This window comes from Streptomyces sp. NPDC006435, from assembly GCF_040612315.1.
GTDB lineage: Bacteria > Actinomycetota > Actinomycetes > Streptomycetales > Streptomycetaceae > Streptomyces.
Map to the genome: position 1 here is coordinate 131,141 of NZ_JBEXPY010000014.1, position 15,034 is coordinate 146,174.

Here is a 15,034-nt window from a genome sequence, read left to right on the forward strand (position 1 = left end):
CCCACCATGCCAGCCACGACCGCAACTTCACCCCGCATCGGCGTCTGGATGATCGGCGCACGAGGCTCGGTCGCCACGGCCGCGACCGCCGGCGCCGCCGCGATCGCCGCGGGCCACGCCTCCCCGGACGGATGCGTCACGGACCTCCCCCCGTTCCGCGACGCATCACTCCCGGCCCTCGCCGACCTCGTGTTCGCCGGACACGACATCGTGTCCGTCCCCCTGACGGCGAGGGCCGGGCAGCTCGCCGCGGCGGGCGTCCTGCCCCCCGCACTGCCCGCCACCGTGCACGACGCCCTGGAAGCCGCCGACCGCGAGATCCGCGACGGATCACCCCGCCCCGGCGAGACCCAGGCCGCCACCGCCGCACGCCTGGCGGCCGACATCGCCTCCTTCCGCGAACGGCACGCCCTGGAACAGGTCGTCGTCATCAACGTCTCCTCCACCGAACCACTGCCCGACCCCGACCCCGCCCACCTCGACCTCACCCACCTCGAAGCCGCCCTCGCCACCAGCACCGACCTGCTCCCGCCCAGCTCCCTGTACGCCTACGCCGCCTTCCGCGCCGGCTGCGCCTACATCAACTTCACCCCCTCCGCGGGCGCTTCGCTGCCCGCCCTGGAACAGCTCGCCCGCACCTGCGGCGTCCCGCACGCCGGACGCGACGGCAAGACCGGCGAAACCCTCGTCAAGAGCGCCCTGGCCCCGATGTTCACCCAGCGCGCCCTGCGCCTGCGCTCCTGGTCGGGCACCAACCTCCTGGGCGGCGGCGACGGCGCCACCCTCCAGGACCCCGCCGCCGCCCGCAGCAAGACCGAGTCCAAACAGCGCAGCCTGGAGGAGACCGTCGGCCACCCCGTCCAGGGCCAGGTCCACATCGACAACGTCCCCGAGATGGGGGAGTGGAAGACCGCCTGGGACCACATCTCCTTCGAGGGCTTCCTCGGCGTACGGATGTCCATGCAGTTCACCTGGCAGGGCTGCGACTCCGCCCTGGCCGCCCCGCTCGTCCTGGACCTCGCCCGGCTGGCCGCCCACGGCCGCCGCCGCGGCGAGGCCGGCGCACTGACCGCGCTCGGCTTCTTCTTCAAGGACCCGGCCGGCTCCCGCGAACACAACCTCACCCTCCAGTACGAGGCCCTGACCGCCTGGGCCAACGCCCCCGTCCCGGCCACCGCGGGCAGCCCCCGGTGAACACCTCCCCGGCCCTCTACGCGGAACTGGTCCGCGCCCCGGCCGCACTCACGGTCCCCGGCGACGTCGTCGCCGGGGCACTGGCGGCCGGCCGCCCCGGCGCCCTGCGCACCACGGCCCTGGCCGCCTCCTCCGTCACCCTCTACTGGGCGGGCATGGCCCTCAACGACTGGGCCGACCGCACCCAGGACGCCACCGAACGCCCCCACCGCCCCATCCCCTCGGGCCGCCTCACCCCGCGCGCCGCCCTGGCCACCGCCACCGCCCTCACCGGCGCAGGCCTGGGCCTGGCCGCCCTCGCCGGCGGCCGGCACACCCTGCTGCACCGCACCCTGCCGCTGGCCACCGCCGTCTGGGCCTACGACCTCGGCCTCAAACACACCGCGCTCGGCCCCGCCGCCATGGCCGCCGCCCGCGCCCTGGACGTCCTGCACGCCACCGGCCCCGGCCGGCTGCCCGCCGCCCTCCCGGCCGCCGCCACCGTCGCCGCACACACCTACGCCGTCACCCGCCTCAGCCGCCACGAGGTCGACGGCGCCCCGGCCGGCGAACCGGAACTCTCCCTGGCCACCACGACGGCCATCACCGGCGCCGGCACCGCCCGCCTCCTCACCGCGCCCCCCGCCGCACCGGCCACCACCGGGCACCCCGCACCCCACCACCCCGCCCGCACCCTGGTCACCGCCACCGCCCTGGCCGCCTACGCCGGCACCTGCACCCGCGCCCAGAGCGCCGCCGCCCGCAACCCCTCACCTCCCCGCGTCCGCGCCGCCGTCGGCGCCGGCATCCACGCCCTGCTGCCCCTCCAGGCCGCCCTGATCGCCCGCGCCGGAGCACCCCTGCTCGCCCTGCCGTTCGTCGCCGCCCTGCCCCTGGCCGGCCGCCTCGCCCGGAAGGTGTCCCCGACATGAGCACCCACCACCCCGCCCCGCCCGGCGGCCTGCGCCTGGCCTACGGCACCAACGGCTTCGCCGACCACCGCCTGCCCGACGCCCTGCGCGTCCTGGCCGACCTCGGATACCAGGGCGTCTCCCTCACCCTGGACCACCAGCACCTCGACCCCTACGCACCCGACCTGCCCCGGCAGATCACCCGCACCCGGCACGCACTGGAAGCCACCGGCCTCGCCGTCGTCGTCGAAACCGGCGCCCGCTACCTCCTGGACCCCTGGAACAAACACCGCCCCACCCTGATGTCCGCCGAACCCGAAGGCCGCGAACTGCGCCGCGGACTGCTGCGCCGCGCCATCGGCATCGCCGCCGAACTCGGCGCCGAGGCCGTCCACTTCTGGAGCGGCACCCCCGACCCGGACACCACCCCCGAACAGGCCTGGCACCACCTCGTCGAGGGCTGCGCCGAAACCGTCGCACACGCCGACGCCACCGGCATCGACCTCGCCTTCGAACCCGAACCCGGCATGCTCGTCGCCGACCTCGCCGGCTACCGCAGACTCCACCGCGCCCTCGGCCGCCCCGAACGCTTCCGCCTCACCCTGGACATCGGCCACTGCCGGTGCCTGGAACCCCACACCGTCCCCCGCTGCATCGAACTGGCATCCGACCGCCTCGCCCACGTCCAGATCGAGGACATGCGGCGCGGCATCCACGAACACCTGCCCTTCGGCCAGGGCGAGATCGACTTCCCCCCGGTCCTGCACGCCCTGACCACCGCCGGATACCGAGGCCTGGTCTCCGTGGAACTGCCCCGGCACAGCCACGCCGCCACCGCGACCGCCCGCCACAGCATCGAGTTCCTGCGCACCGCAGCCCGGCCGAAGGAGACCGAACCGGCATGACCGCACCCACGATCACCCCGCCCCCCACCACCGTGCACCACCCCCTGACCCTGCGCGCCCTGGCCGAAGGACTCGGCTCCGCCCTCGGCCACGAACACCGCACCCGCCTGAACCAGGACCTCGCAGCCGTCACCGAACAGGGCCCCACCGCCCTCGACAGCCGCTTCCCCGCCGCCGGCCGCCGCTACGGCCGCACCCGGCTGCCCGGCTGGGCGGGCTGGCACATCGAGGACGCCGTACGCACCCGCCTGCTCGCCCGGCTCGACCTCCACGCAACCCCACTGGCCCAGGAAGCCACCCGGCGCTACCGCGACGGCGACGCGGCCGAACGCCGCGGCGTCCTGCACGCCCTGCCCTTCCTGCCCCTGGGCCCCCACGCCGTCCACCTCACCGACGACGCCCTGCGCACCAACGACAACCGCCTGATCGCCGCCGCACTCGGCCCCTACGCACAGGCCCACCTCGACCAGTACCGCTGGCGCCAGGCCGTCCTGAAATGCCTGTTCACCGGCATCCCCCTGGCCAAGGTCGCCGGACTGCACGAACGACGCGACGCCGAACTCGCCCGGATGGCCACCGGCTTCGCCGCCGAACGCCGCGCCGCCGGCCGCACCGTACCCGCCGACCTGTGGCTGATCGCCACCCACGACGGCTGAGAAACCACCCCACCCGGCCCCGCACACGAGGACCGGGCCACACCCACCCGACGGAGACCGGCCATGCGCATATTCGACCCGCACATCCACATGACGTCCCGGACCACCGACGACTACCGGGCCATGTACGACGCAGGTGTACGCGCCCTGGTGGAACCGGCCTTCTGGCTCGGCCAGCCACGCACCCACCCGGCCAGCTTCGCCGACTACTTCGACGCCCTGCTCGGCTGGGAGCCCTACCGCGCCGCCCAGTTCGGCATCCGCCACCACTGCACCATCGGCCTCAACCCCAAGGAGGCCAACGACCCGCGCTGCACCCCCGTGCTCGACCTGCTGCCGCGCTACCTCGCCAAGGACTCCGTCGTAGCGGTCGGGGAGATCGGCTACGACACCATGACCGACGCCGAGGACCACGCCTTCCGCGCCCAGCTCGCCCTGGCCGTCGAATTCGCCCTGCCCGCACTGGTCCACACCCCCCACCGCGACAAGGCCGGCGGCACCGCCCGCTCCCTGGCCGTCATCGAGGAATCCGGCATCGAACCCGGCCACGTCGTCCTGGACCACCTCAACGAGGTCACCGTCACCGAAGTGATCGACACCGGCTGCTGGATGGGCTTCTCCGTCTACCCCGACACCAAGATGACCCCGCAGCGGATGGTCGACATCCTCAAAAAGTACGGAACGGAGCACATGCTCGTGAACTCGGCGGCCGACTGGGGACACAGCGACCCCCTGCTCACCAGGATCACCGCCCAGGCCATGCTCGACGCCGGTTTCGACGAGGATGATGTCGACCGCGTCATGTGGCGCAACCCGATCACGTTCTACGGGCAGTCGGGCAGGCTTGACCTGGACGGTTACAACGATGTACAGGCCGCGGGGCTGTACGCCGGCAACTCGATCGCCCGCGGCGGCAGCTGAGGGCGATTCATCATGCGTCTGCACCACCCCGACTCCACCACCATCCACCTCGCCTACTGCACCAACGTGTACCCCGCGGAAACCCTCGACGGAATCACCGCCCAGCTCACCGACCACGCCGAACAGGTCCGCCGCCACCTGGACACCGACCTCGTCGGCCTGGGCCTGTGGCTCCCCGCCGACGTCGCCCACCACCTCGCCGCCCACCCGGACGACACCGGGAAACTGCGCCGCACCCTGACCGCCCGCGGCCTGGAGACCGTCACCCTCAACGGCTTCCCCTACCGCGGCTTCCACACCCCCGTCGTCAAACGCGGCGTGTACTTCCCCGACTGGTCCGAACCCTCCCGCCTCACCTACACCCTCAACCTCGCCCGCGTCCTGGCCGCCCTGCTGCCCCCCGACGCCGCCCGCGGCTCCATATCCACCCTGCCCCTGGCCTGGCGCACCCCCTGGACCGGCGTGCAGCGCTCGGCCGCCGCCCGCCACCTCGACGAACTGGCCGCCGGACTCAAGCAGATCGAGGCCGAGACCGGCCGCACCATACGCGTCGGCCTGGAACCCGAACCCGGCTGCGTCGCCGAGACCACCGCCCAGGCCGCCCACGCCATCGCCGGCGCCGACCACGACTGGATCGGCCTGTGCCTGGACGCCTGCCACCTCGCCGTCCAGCACGAGGACCCGCACGACGCCGTCACCGCCCTGGTCGCCGAAGGCGTACCCATCGTCAAACTCCAGGCATCCTCCGCCCTGGTCGCCGACACCCCCGCCGACACCGAGTCCCGCAACGCACTGCACCCCTTCACCGAACCCCGCTTCCTGCACCAGGTCCGCGAACAGCTCCCCGACGGCACCCTGCGCGGCTGCGACGACCTCGCCCCCGCCCTGGCCGGCGCCCTGCCCGGCGACGCACCCTGGCGCATCCACTACCACGTCCCCCTGCACGACCAGCCCGAACCACCCCTGCGCAACACCAGCGACGCCCTCCAGGAAACCCTGCGCGCCACACTCGGCGGACCGCACGCCCTCACCGACCACGTCGAGGTCGAGACCTACACCTGGGACGTCCTGCCCGCCGGACTGCGCCCCACCGGCGCCGCCGGCATCGCCGCCGGCATCGCCACCGAACTCGAATGGACCCACGGCGAACTGACCCGCCTCGGCCTCACCGAGCACCCCGGAGCCACACCATGACCACCCGCCAGGTCGCCGTCCTGTGCACCGTCGGCCTCACCCCCCGCCTCCTGGACCAGATGCCGCACATCGCCGCCATCGGCCAGGAAGGCTTCACCGCCCGCCTCGACACCGTCTTCCCCGCCGTCACCGCCACCGTCCAGGCCACCCTCACCACCGGACTGCTGCCCCGCGACCACGGCGCCGTCGCCAACGGCTGGTACCACCGCGACCACGGCGAAGTCATGATGTGGCGCCAGCACAACGCCCTCGTCCACGGCGAGAAGGTCTGGCAGACCGCCCGCCGGAAGAACCCCGACCACACCACCGCCTACCTGTGCTGGTGGTGGGCCATGGGCGCCGACGTCGACACCGTCCTCACCCCCCGCCCCGTCTACCACTACGACGGCCGCAAATCCCCCGACTGCTACACCAAACCCGCCGCACTGCGCGACGAACTCACCAAAATCCAGGGCGAATTCCCCCTCTTCCACTACTGGGGACCCACCGCCTCCATCGCCTCCACCCGATGGATCGCCCGGGCAGCCCGCCACATCAACGACACCCGCCGCCCCGACCTGTCCTTCATCTACCTGCCCCACCTCGACTACGACCTCCAGCGCTACGGCCCCGACAGCCCCCAGGCCCTGCTCGCCGCCCGCGAGGCCGACACCGCCATCGCCCCCCTCCTGACGGACCTGCGCGACCGCGGCACCACCGTCGTCGCCCTCGCCGAATACGGCATCAGCCCCGTCTCCCGCCCCGTCGACATCAACCGCGCCCTGCGCCGCGAAGGACTCCTGTCCGTCTACACTCAGCGCGGCATGGAATACCTGGACCCCTGCACCTCCCGCGCGTTCGCCGTGGCCGACCACCAGGCGGCCCACGTGTACGTCGCCGACCCCGCCGACATCCCGCGCGTGCGCGACGTCCTCAAACACACCGACGGCATCGACGAGATCTGGGACCGCACCCAGCAGAACACCTACGGCATCGACCACCCCAACGCGGGCGAACTGGTCGCCGTCGCCGAACCGGACGCCTGGTTCACCTACTACTACTGGCTCGACGACACCCGCGCCCCCGACTTCGCACGCGGCGTCGAGATCCACCGCAAGCCGGGCTACGACCCGGCCGAACTCTTCTTCGACCCCGCCGACAGGGCGGTGAAGGCGAAGGCAGCACTCACCCTGCTGCGCAAGAAGGCCGGGATGCGCGCACCGCTCACCGTGGTGCCGCTCGACCCGGCCCACGTCAGGGGCAGCCACGGACGGCTGCCCCAGGACCACCGGGACGGGCCGCTGCTGCTGTGCTCCGACCCGGGCCAGGAACGGGACCGCTACCACGCCACCGAGGTCAAGGAACTGCTCCTGCGCCTCAACGGACTGGCCTGAGACCGGCCGTATCGATAAGGATCGAGAGGAGGCCAGATGACACCTCGGCGGAACACCGCGATCAGCGAGGTGCGCATACCCCGCCCGGCGCTCGAAGCGGTCGACCGGATGCGGGAATCGGGCGAGATCCACGTGTGGTGGTGGCCGCTCGGCACCAGGACCGACCCGGCGGACTACGCCGTGCTCGACGAAGTGGAACGGGGCCGGGCCCAGCGCTTCCACGCCGAGGCGGACGCCGCCGCGTTCACCGCCACCCGGGCCGGCGCCCGCCGGGCCGTGGCCGCACTGCTCGGCATCGAACCGCACCAGGTCGGCTTCGGCCGCCGCACCTGCCCCGGCTGCGGCGACCGGGAACACGGCCCGCCCGCTGTGTCCGACCCGCCGGTCCCGCTCGCGGTCAGCCTGTCACGCACCGCGGGGGCCGGAGCCTTCGCCATACGGGCGGGCGACTGGGTGGGCGTGGACGTGGAGGCCCGCCGGCCGGTCGAACCGGCCGGCCTGGCCGACATGGTCCTCACCGCCACCGAGAGCGCACACGTCCTGGGCCTGCCCGAGGGCCCGGCCAGGGACGCCGCCTTCCACCGGGCCTGGACCCGCAAGGAAGCCGTGGTCAAGGCCGTCGGCCTCGGCCTGCTGGGCATGGCGCTCAACACCCTGGACGTCCACCCCGCACAGGACGGGCCCGTACAGGTGGTGCACCGCTACCGCGGTGAGGAAACACGCTGGCAGGTGACCGACCTCGACATCGGCGAGCGCTGGGCGGCCTCCGTGGCCCGCCCGGCCGCAGACCCCGCCGGACCGGTCCACCTCCACGCCCCGGCGTGAGAGCCGGCTTCGCGCCGCGAGAAACCCCCCCTTCCCGCGGCGCGAAGCCATGCCCGAAACCCTCCGCACCCCCCACCCCCGGAGCCCCCATGGCCCTCACCCAGCACACCACCCCCACCCCCGCACCCGCCCCCGAACCGGCCCCCGCTCCCCGCAAAGACCCCCCGCACACCCCGCCCCCCGGCCCCGCACCCCTCCTCGCCGCCACCCTCACCGCCACAGCCCTCATCACCACCGCCGCCCTCGCCGCAGGCCCCGTACGGACCTGGCTGGACACCATGGCCGGCGTCGCCGCCCTGGTCTGCCTCTCCGGCTCCGTACTCCTCGGCCTCACCAGCACCTTCCGCGACCTGCTCACCCCCCGCCACCGCCAGTACGCCCAGCACCTGCACCGCACCGCCGCACTGGCCGGAATCGCCTTCCTCCTCCTGCACATCACCGTCAAGATCGCAGCCCACCGCATCACCCCCCGCGACGCCCTCCTCATCGGCCCGCCACCCACCACCGCAGCCGACTTCTGGCTCGCCCTGGGCACCCTGGCCTGCCACCTCTTCCTGCTGGCCGCCGCCACCGGCATCTGGCGCGGCCTGTTCGCGGCCCGCCGCTGGATCCGCCCGTTCCGCATCCTGCACGCGTCCTCCTACGCCGGCTGGACCGCCGCCGTGATCCACGGCCTCACCGCCGGCCGCACCCCCGCCCCCTGGGTGACCGCCTCCTACGCCGCCTGCCTCACCGCCACCGCGGCAGCCCTGCTCCTGCGCCGCAGACGCACCCCCTCCCACCGCAGGACACCCGCCCAACCGCACCGAACCACCCATAAATAGATCGAATATAGAAGTACGGAACACGCTCGACCCGATGCCTTATACGCTCAAAAACCATCCCTCTGAGACCCGGAACCACACTATGGAGAGGACAGGTCGCAACATGGTGACCGAGACGAGCCGCCCTTCCCGAAACAACGGCTACAACACGGTCAACCGGGGGCACGCCCTTCGACTGGCCGACGTGACGAAGGTGTACGGCAAAAGCGGCAGAGGCGTACGGGCCCTGGACGGGGTCTCCGTAGGGATCGAGCGCGGCTCCTTCACCGCCGTGATGGGCCCCTCCGGCTCCGGCAAATCGACATTCCTGCACTGCGCGGCCGGCCTCGACAAACCCACCACCGGCCAGTCCTACATCGGCGACACCCAGCTCAACGACATGAACGAGACCCAGCTGACGAAACTGCGCCGCCAGCGCATCGGCTTCGTCTTCCAGGCCTTCAACCTCATCCCCTCCCTGTCGGTCCGCCAGAACGTCGAACTGCCCCTGCGCCTGGCCGGCGAGAGCCTCGACAGGAACTGGCTCGACGAGATCCTGGGCCGCGTCGGCCTGGGCGGCCGCGCCTCCCACCGCCCCGCCGAACTCTCCGGCGGCCAGCAGCAGCGCGTCGCCATCGCCCGCGCCCTCATCACCCGCCCCGACGTCATCTTCGGCGACGAACCCACCGGCGCCCTCGACACCGTCACCGCCAAGGAGATCCTCTCCCTGCTGCGCACCTGCGTGGACGAGACCGGCCAGACCGTCGTCATGGTCACCCACGACCCGGTCGCCGCCTCCTACGCCGACACCGTCTTATTCCTGGCCGACGGCAAGATCGCCGGACAGATGGACGCCCCGACCGCCGACCTCGTCGCCGAGCGCATGACACACCTGGGAGCGTGGGCCTGATGCTGCGCTACGCACTGCAGACCCTCAAGGCCAGGAAAGGCGGCTTCATCGGCGCCTTCCTCGCCCTGTTCTGCGCCGCCGCCCTGGTCACCGCCTGCGGCATCCTCCTGGAGACCGGCCTGCGCGGCACCATCGCCACCGAACGCTACGCCGCCGCCCCGGTCATCGTCGGCGCCGACCAGAACGTCCACCAGACCACCGTCAAGAAGAAGAAGGGCAAGGTCAAGCAGAAGCACAAGGCCAAGCCCCTGGCCGAACGGGTCTGGCTGCCCGAGAAGACCCTCCAGACCCTCGCCGCCCTGCCCGGCGTGCGCAAGGCGGTGCCCGAGACGAACTTCCCCGCCTACGCGGTCGGCCCCCAGGGCCGCATCGTGCCCGGCATCGACAACAAACCCTCCTACGGCCACGCCTGGTCCTCCGCCGAACTGACCCCCTTCCGGCTGACCGAGGGCAAAGCACCCACCAGCCCCGGCGACGTCGTCCTGGACCGGGAACTGGCCACCCGCACCGGCCTGAAGACCGGCAGCAGCCTCGTCATCCAGTCCACCGGCGCCCCCACCACCTACAAGATCAGCGGCATCGCCGCACCCCAGGACGGCGACCTGCACCAGCAGACCTCCCTGTTCTTCTCCGACGAGACCGCCCGCACCCTGTCCGGACGCCCCGGCCAGATCACCACCGTCGGCCTGCTGCCCAAACCCGGCGTCTCCCCGTCCGACCTCGCCGACCAGGCGAAGAAGGCCCTGGACGGCGACGGCCGCAGGTACGCCGTCGCCACCGGCGGCGAACGCGGCCCCATCGAATTCCTCGACGCCGGCAAGGCCCGCGTCAAACTCGTCTCCATGGGCGGCGCCATGGGCGGCACCTCGCTGCTCGTCGCGATCCTCGTCGTCGTCGGCACCTTCGCCCTGTCCATCCAGCAGCGCTACCGCGAACTGGCCCTGCTGCGCGCCATCGCCGCCACCCCCAAGCAGATCCGCCAGCTGATCGGCCGCGAGGCCCTGATCATCGGCGGCCTCGCCGGCGGCCTCGGCTCGGTGGCCGGCCTGCCCATCGCGTACTGGCTGCACAGCAAGTTCATCGACTTCAAGGCCATCCCCGACACCCTCGAACTCACCTTCAGCTTCGTGCCGTTCGCCGCCGCCGTCGGCGCGGCCCTGCTCGGCGCATGGGTCGCGGCCCGCATCTCCGCCCGCCGCACCGCCCGCATCCGCCCGGCCGAGGCCCTGTCCGAGGCATCCATGGAACAGCGCCACTTCGCCTGGGGACGGCTCGGCGCGGGCATCCTCGTCCTGGCCCTCGGCATCGGCGTGGTCGTCCTGCTGGGCTTCCTGCGCACCGAACCGGCCTCGCAGCCCGTCACGTTCCTGTCCGTCGTCGTCCTGGCCGTCGCGGTCTCACTGCTCGGCCCGGTCATCGCCCGCATCGCCGTCGCCGTCCTGGGCATCCCGCTGAAGATCTCACGCGTCGGCGGCCACCTCGCCACCGCCAACGCCCGGGCCAACGCCAAACGGATGGCCGCCGCCGTCACCCCCCTGGTCCTGCTCATCGGCATGGCCTGCACCGTCCTGTTCGTGCAGACCACCATGGGCGACGCCGCCACGGCCCAGGCCAAGGCCGGCAACAAGGCCGACTGGGTCGTCGCCTCCGAGGGCCCCGGCGTCCCCGCCCGGGCCACCGACGCACTGCGCACCGTGCCCGGCGTCACCCAGGTCACCGAGATCGTCCGCACCCAGGTCCGCGTCGGCCTCGACAAATACCCCGCCCAGGGCATCTCCACCACCGGCCTCACCACCAACTGGGACCCCGACGTCTCCCGGGGAAGCCTCAAGGACTTCGGCGACAGGAGCATCGCGATGAGCGACGTCTCCGCCGACCACCTCGGCAAGAAACCCGGAGACACACTCAAGGTCACACTCGGCGACGCCACCGAAGTCGAACTGAAGGTCGCCGCCGTCTACGAACGCGGCCTGGGATTCGGCGACCTGACCATGTCCCACGCCCTGGTGGCCCGGCACGTCGACAACCCGCTGGCCTCCTCCGTCCTGGTCAAGACCGCCGGCGACGGCAAGGCCGGCCGCGAACAACTGGCCGGCGCCCTCGAACAGTTCCCCGGCATCGGCATCCTGGACCGCACCCAGGTCGACGACCTCCAGGCCGAGGTCCAGCAGTCCAACGCCGAGGTCAACTACCTCGCGATGGGCCTGATCATCGCGTTCACCGCGATCGCCGTGGTCAACACCCTGGCCATGTCGGTCTCCGAACGCACCCGCGAGTTCGCCCTCCTGCGCCTGGTCGGCACCACCCGACGCCAGGTGATGTCGATGCTCAGGATCGAGTCCGCCCTGATCGTCCTGGTCGCCGCGGTCCTGGGCACCGCCATCTCCCTCGCGGTCCTCACCGCCTTCAGCATCGGGATGACCGGCGCCGCCCAGCCCTCCCTCGACCTGCCGATGTTCCTGGGCGTCCTCGGCCTGGCCGCACTGCTCACCGCGGCGGCCACCCTGGTCCCCGGCCGCGTCGCACTCGGCGGCCGCCCCGCCGACGTCATCAGCGCCCGCCAGTGACACACCCAGGGACGCACCGGCCGGACCCCGCGCCCGGCCGGTGCACCCCCCAAAAAAACACCGCACGACACAACGGCCGAGGGGCCGGCCCCCACCACCGGGGGCCGGCCCCTCGGCCGACGACGAACACCGGGGCACACGGCCCCGCTCAGCCCAGGACCGCCCCGTTGCCCGCCCGGTCCACCCGGCTGCGCCGGTGGTCCAGATGCGCGTACACCCGGTGCAGCCAGCGGTCCGCACCGTCGTAGGACGGAGTGAACGACGTACGCCCGTGCACCGCCAGACGGTTGTCCACCACCGCCAGGTCACCCACCCGCAGCGACAGCGCCGACATCGTCTCCACGAACGCGTCCCGCAGCTCCGCCATGGCACCCCGGGCCTCGTCGTCCAGCGGATGCGTGGCGGAGAAGTCCACCAGCACATTGGGATCCGCCACATCACCGTTCAGCACCGCATGAGCGGGCGTCACCCGGTCCAGCGCACCGAAGGACGGCGGCGGCTCGGTCAGGAACCGCGGCTCACCGAGCACCGCCCGCGCCCGCGCGGAAAGCAGCGGAAGCGCCCGGCGGACGGACGACGTGCACAGCCTCGCGTCCCCCGTCGGATCCTCCCGCACACACAGCAGACCAACGAAATCCGGACGGTTGTCATGGAACGCGTTCTCGATGTGCAACTCCAGAAGAACAGAACCCGCATTGCTCTGCGAGGCCTCACTCCCCGGCACCGGAACAACATTCTGGACCAGCGCCCCGGTCTTCTCGTTGCGGAATGCCACGACCTCCCCGAGATGAAGCATCGCGGTGGTGATGACGGAAGCAGCGACGGTCGGCACACGCTCCACCGACCCCTTCACCGCCGGAGTCGCCGGCAACGGATCACCCGCGACCACCGGCAGACCGCGCAGCAGCAGCACCCCGTCGGGGCCCGCATCGTGCCTGAACGCGCGCAACGCCGCGAGAATCCGGTGCGGAAGCCGCACAGAAACCTCACGCGCAGCCTCCAGCCAGCAAGGATCATCGATCCTGCCGCCCGCGGAATCCTGCGCGACCAACTGCCCGGCGACAGCGGCCACCGCACGCCGCTCGGCCTCGGTCAACTCCACGACAGTACCGGCCGCAGCCGCCGAGAGCGGCACGGAAAGCGTATGGGTCTTGGACATGCGAATATCCCTCGGATCGTTCGGAAATTACCGAACCAGTCTCCAAGGGACCGCTATCGCAACCCTACGGGGAATTCACACACGGACACATATAGACGGCCCGTAGCCGCCCGGCGGACGATCGCCCCGTGGCATTTCTGTCCGCACGCCCGGCCACGCGGACCGACCGGAAACCACAGAACAACAAAAAAGAAAGACCCGAAAAGCCGGAAGAAGCCGGCACGGACATGAAGGAATGGGGGTCAGCCCATGCCGTTCACACACGACACACCGAAGAACACCGGGACCGGGCAGCCGTCCCGGGCCGCACCCACAACACCCGACCTCGCCGGCGCCGCCCACATCTGGTGGTGGCAGCCGCCGCAGCAGGTCGTCCCCGACGACCTCGCCCTGCTCGGCACCGACGAATTCCACCGCGCACTGGGCCTGCTCGCCGAACGGGACGTGGCCGCCTTCGTGCACACCAGGGCCGGAGCACGCCGCGCCCTGTCCGAACTGCTGCTCGTACCACCGCAGACCATCGAACTGGGCCGCCGCCGCTGCCCCGGCTGCGGAGACCTCGGACACGGCCCGCCGGTCATCGAACACCCCCAGGTGCCCTGGGCGGTCAGCCTGTCCCGCACCGCGGGCTGCGGCGTCTTCGCCCTCGCCGAAGGACACGCCATCGGCATCGACGTCGAAGAGGTGCGCCCCATGCGCCGCACCTCGCTGTACGACTCGGTACTGACCGACAACGAACGCGCCCACCTGCTCTCACTGCCCCCCGGACCACAACGCGACACCGGCTTCCACCGGGTCTGGACCCGCAAGGAAGCCGTCGTGAAAGCAGCCGGACTGGGCCTGGTGGGCACCGCACTGAACCAGCTGGAGACCTGGCCGGCCCGGCCCGGACCGGTCCGCGTCCTGCACACCCACTCCGGCCGCACCACCGTCTGGTCGGTCCAGGACCTGCGGCTCAACGACCACGTCGCCGCCGCCGTCGCCCGCCCGCCCTGCGGCACCACCCCCGGACCCGTCCACATCCACCACCTCCCCGCCCCGCCCGGACAGCCCGGCGCACCCCGCACCGAAGGAAACCGGCCCTCATGACGACGCACCCCCTGCAAACCGCACCACCCCGCCACCACCCGAACCCCGCCCCCGCCGAAGGCCCCGGCCCGCTCGACGACACCGCACTGGCCGATTACTTCGCCGACCTCACCGCCGCCGTCGAACAGGCCGACCCCGGACCCGCCGCACCCGGCGGCTGGGAGGAACGCGAACGCGTCCGGGTCTGCGTCTGGGTCCGCACCGCCTACGAACACCCCCTGTCCGCCGCCGTGTTCGACAGCCCCGACGGCACGGTCGCCCACCGGGCACGCGCCGCCCAGGCCGCCGAACTCGGCTTCCGCATCGACGTCGGCCGGGGCCGCGCCCTCCCGGCCAAACCCTCCGCCGAGGTCCGGGCCGTCGCCGCCGTCGCCGCGATGTGGGCGGTCACCGCCACCGCCCTCGCCCCCACCACACCCCGCCCGCCCCGCGAACGCGTCGTCGCCGACGCATGGACCGTGGTCCGCGAGACCATCGCACCCGCCCTCGTCCCCGAGATCCCGACCTACTCCTGGACCCGCGGAACATGGTGAGCCCCCGCACGACGA

14 protein-coding genes are annotated in these 15,034 nt (G+C 72.3%); 13 read left to right on the forward strand and 1 reads right to left on the reverse strand.

Features of this window, described 5'->3' with window-relative positions:
• Positions 1-6: 6 nt before the first annotated feature.
• The 11 genes from ABZZ04_RS16750 to ABZZ04_RS16800 all read left to right on the forward strand — a co-directional run bounded on the left by ABZZ04_RS16750 (position 7) and on the right by ABZZ04_RS16800 (position 12,238).
• A complete protein-coding gene (locus ABZZ04_RS16750) occupies positions 7-1,194 on the forward strand; it encodes an inositol-3-phosphate synthase (RefSeq protein WP_356932945.1) in 1,188 nt (395 codons plus the stop codon).
• Positions 1,191-2,105 (forward strand): SCO3242 family prenyltransferase, encoded by a 915-nt coding sequence (locus tag ABZZ04_RS16755; protein WP_356932946.1) that lies wholly within the window; start codon positions 1,191-1,193, stop codon positions 2,103-2,105. Before ABZZ04_RS16750 ends, ABZZ04_RS16755 begins: the two co-directional genes overlap by 4 nt.
• Entirely contained in the window at positions 2,102-2,989 is an 888-nt protein-coding gene (locus tag ABZZ04_RS16760; RefSeq protein WP_356932947.1) for a sugar phosphate isomerase/epimerase family protein, read from the forward strand. The genes ABZZ04_RS16755 and ABZZ04_RS16760 overlap by 4 nt, the downstream gene beginning before the upstream one ends.
• Positions 2,986-3,645 (forward strand): EboA domain-containing protein, encoded by a 660-nt coding sequence (locus ABZZ04_RS16765; RefSeq protein WP_356932948.1) that lies wholly within the window; start codon positions 2,986-2,988, stop codon positions 3,643-3,645. Before ABZZ04_RS16760 ends, ABZZ04_RS16765 begins: the two co-directional genes overlap by 4 nt.
• Positions 3,646-3,708: 63 nt before the next feature.
• A complete protein-coding gene (locus ABZZ04_RS16770) occupies positions 3,709-4,566 on the forward strand; it encodes a TatD family hydrolase (RefSeq protein ID WP_356932949.1) in 858 nt (285 codons plus the stop codon).
• Between the two features lie 12 nt (positions 4,567-4,578).
• The gene (gene eboE, locus ABZZ04_RS16775; protein ID WP_356932950.1) at positions 4,579-5,760 is read left to right on the forward strand and encodes a metabolite traffic protein EboE; all 1,182 of its coding nucleotides are present in this window, start codon (positions 4,579-4,581) and stop codon (positions 5,758-5,760) included.
• Positions 5,757-7,133 (forward strand): nucleotide pyrophosphatase/phosphodiesterase family protein, encoded by a 1,377-nt coding sequence (locus ABZZ04_RS16780; RefSeq protein WP_356932951.1) that lies wholly within the window; start codon positions 5,757-5,759, stop codon positions 7,131-7,133. The genes eboE and ABZZ04_RS16780 overlap by 4 nt, the downstream gene beginning before the upstream one ends.
• Positions 7,134-7,169: 36 nt before the next feature.
• Positions 7,170-7,958, forward strand: coding sequence for a 4'-phosphopantetheinyl transferase superfamily protein (locus tag ABZZ04_RS16785; RefSeq protein ID WP_356932952.1), 789 nt, complete (start codon positions 7,170-7,172; stop codon positions 7,956-7,958).
• A gap of 89 nt (positions 7,959-8,047) precedes the next feature.
• The gene (locus tag ABZZ04_RS16790; RefSeq protein ID WP_356932953.1) at positions 8,048-8,782 is read left to right on the forward strand and encodes a hypothetical protein; all 735 of its coding nucleotides are present in this window, start codon (positions 8,048-8,050) and stop codon (positions 8,780-8,782) included.
• 103 nt (positions 8,783-8,885) lie between these two features.
• Positions 8,886-9,671, forward strand: coding sequence for an ABC transporter ATP-binding protein (locus ABZZ04_RS16795; protein WP_356932954.1), 786 nt, complete (start codon positions 8,886-8,888; stop codon positions 9,669-9,671).
• Positions 9,671-12,238, forward strand: a complete 2,568-nt coding sequence (locus ABZZ04_RS16800) for an FtsX-like permease family protein (RefSeq protein WP_356932955.1) — start codon at positions 9,671-9,673, stop codon at positions 12,236-12,238. Before ABZZ04_RS16795 ends, ABZZ04_RS16800 begins: the two co-directional genes overlap by 1 nt.
• 148 nt (positions 12,239-12,386) lie before the next feature.
• Here the strand turns inward: ABZZ04_RS16800 and ABZZ04_RS16805 are convergent, their stop codons facing one another.
• On the reverse strand, positions 12,387-13,397 hold the full coding sequence (locus ABZZ04_RS16805; RefSeq protein WP_356932956.1) for a TauD/TfdA family dioxygenase: 1,011 nt from the start codon (positions 13,395-13,397) through the stop codon (positions 12,387-12,389).
• A gap of 249 nt (positions 13,398-13,646) precedes the next feature.
• Here ABZZ04_RS16805 and ABZZ04_RS16810 point away from each other — a divergent pair, with 249 nt between their 5' ends.
• Together ABZZ04_RS16810 and ABZZ04_RS16815 are read left to right on the forward strand one after the other, a co-directional pair.
• Complete coding sequence (locus ABZZ04_RS16810) at positions 13,647-14,486, forward strand: 4'-phosphopantetheinyl transferase superfamily protein (RefSeq protein ID WP_356932957.1); 840 nt, start codon at positions 13,647-13,649, stop codon at positions 14,484-14,486.
• Positions 14,483-15,019, forward strand: coding sequence for a hypothetical protein (locus ABZZ04_RS16815; RefSeq protein ID WP_356932958.1), 537 nt, complete (start codon positions 14,483-14,485; stop codon positions 15,017-15,019). The genes ABZZ04_RS16810 and ABZZ04_RS16815 overlap by 4 nt, the downstream gene beginning before the upstream one ends.
• Positions 15,020-15,034: the final 15 nt, after the last annotated feature.